The following is a 2,320-nucleotide window of genomic DNA, read 5'->3' as shown; positions in this document are numbered from 1 at the left end:
CTTCTAGGTTCTGTGTGATAAGTTTAACTTACACAGGATCGATCAATCTTTGTGTCCTTTGTGTCTTTGTGGTTCCTTCCACTCGCTCGCCAGCAGGACTGTATCTTAGAATACATTTTACCCACCAAATCCAAAAGAGTCCCTTGGGAGTAACTTCTTCATTGTTTGATGGAGTTTGAGGATTAGATGGTTCCGATGGGGTCAATGTTTCGGGTTTGATACTAGATGATTGTTCCTTGGGAGTAACTTCTTCATTGTTTGATGGAGTTTGAGGATTAGATGGTTCCAGTTTTGCCAAAGTTGTAACAGTTTGGCAATAAATCCCCAAACGTACTAACAAATTTTGCCCTCCCCCATAAGAGCCAAAGAAGCCGATAATCTCCTGACCTTCTGGCGCTTCTAAGACGAAAGGGTCAACTTCTTGTTTTCCATGCTTTCCCCCAAAAACGGGTGATTTAACTCCCTTTTTGGTTTCAAATTGGATGGTGACAATTTCTTGCTTGAGACGTCCTGGTGCTGACATTCCCCAAGTGCCGCTTATTTTCGTGAGATAATCCCCTGCTGGTATGGAAAATTCTCCTTTTGTACCGCCGCGACCACCAACTAGGTCTGAAAGATAGGTTTCTCCCGGAATAGAAGCGGGATTTTCGTATTCAACCTGAAGTGCGTCAATTGCTCAACCTGCATTAACGAATACCTTTTTCAATTGTGATTGTGGAGCAGTATCTTTAGGAAGAATTTGAAAATCTGTGCCTGAGATTGAACCACCTGTCGGACCTAATTTTATCGGTTTAGATACTTGATCCGTATTGTCGCTAGGAACTGGTTCAGGGGTTGTAAATTTGGGTGGAACTGAACAAGTCACTGCTATAACTGAACCACTATTCGGGATCTCCTTCCAGTCACTGGTCAAGCTATCTCGGCTATAGAGGCGATTATTCGCCCCAACTCCAACTAACTCCCCATCCGGCATGACGGTGACACTAATAACCGCACCGCTATTAGGTACTTCCTTCCAGTCACTGATCAAGCTATCTCGGGTGTAGAGGCTTTTATTGGTTCCAACGCCGACTATTTTGCCATCTGGCATAACGATAGCACCAATGACCGCACCACTATTAGGTATCTCTTTCCAGTCACTGGTTAAAGTATCTCGGCTACACAGGAGATTATTTGTCCCAACACCAATTACTCCATAGTTAGCTGTTTCTGTCTTTTCAATCTTTATAGGAATTTCTCCAACATTTCCCTTGACACTTAAGGAATAAATACGATCAACTGAATCGGAAAATGCTGTAGCAGTAGCACCGGATGAGGTAAACAAAACTTTTCCGCTTAAGTTACCAAGAGGAGCAGTATTCTTATCATAACTGATAGAACCTGCTTGGGGATAATATATTCCCACAAAGTCACCTTGGTTGACTTTAATCGGTGTAGTAAGGGAAAATTCGTTTAAACCAATCACAGGAGTTTTTACCTCGCTTTTTCCCACAACTGACCAGGTATTTGCTTCCTTCCTATAAGTTATCAGTTGTACAGGTGATGTGTTTTCTGCCCAAATATTCCACCCAGTTATTTCACCATTGCCATTAATGGGTTTGTTGGTATCTACAAGATAATAATTAGTTCTTGTATCTGCAATTCCGTATTTACTGGGAGAATTACCCCCAGTGATCACATCAGGTTTTTTCCCTATTTCAGACTCCTTCGTGCCAGTTATGGGTAATTCAGATTTTCCCCAAGTAGCACCATTAATTGTGCCATTATTGCCATTACTTGTCTTATCTTTGGCGATATTTTCTGAACCTTCATTGAGGGGCCAATATCCCACTAATCCGGTTTCATTTCCCTTTAATCGCTGGGACATATTTTCTTTGATTTCTGATTCTGGTCGGGCAATGTTCCACACCCTCACTTCCGTCATTTGACCTTCAAAGTAACCATCATTAACCCAGTTACTCTTACCTATATAGTTTAAGGTTCGGTTCAGGTTGTCTGGAAGGCTGGCTCTTCTCGACTTTGTGTGATAATTTTTGCTTATGGAATCGTGAAATGTTGACTGAGAAGGACTTTTACGACTATTTTGCCGAAGAAACTATCAGTATAGGCTTCGTTTCCACACATAAACCAGAAGAGCCGAAGGCTTAATTGTTTACTTTGGATTAATTGACCATTTTTATATATACTTTGCACGGCTGCAACTTGCATTTTTTACTCAAGGACAATAGTATAGTTTAAGAGTCATAATTAGAAGCAAAGCACTCATTAAAAACATGATTAACCTAGAATTCACGGAAGAAGAAAAGAACTCACTGTATTA

1 protein-coding gene and 1 pseudogene are annotated in these 2,320 nt (G+C 41.0%); both read right to left on the bottom strand.

Annotation, left to right across the window (positions count from 1 at the left end; translation table 11 throughout):
* Positions 1–328: 328 nt before the first annotated feature.
* Positions 329–673: pseudogene (locus O9323_RS21350) on the bottom strand (jacalin-like lectin); the annotation flags it as partial.
* 3 nt (positions 674–676) lie between these two features.
* Positions 677–1,909: a LamG domain-containing protein gene (locus O9323_RS21345; protein ID WP_396687326.1), complete on the bottom strand. Its 1,233-nt coding sequence runs from the start codon at positions 1,907–1,909 to the stop codon at positions 677–679.
* Between the last annotated feature and the right edge of the window lie 411 nt (positions 1,910–2,320).

It is taken from the genome of Microcystis sp. LE19-131.1A, from assembly GCF_027532015.1.
In the GTDB taxonomy this organism is placed as follows: Bacteria; Cyanobacteriota; Cyanobacteriia; order Cyanobacteriales; family Microcystaceae; genus Microcystis; species Microcystis ichthyoblabe_A.
Note: the sequence above shows the minus strand (reverse complement) of the source record. Positions and strands in the feature narration are given on the sequence as shown.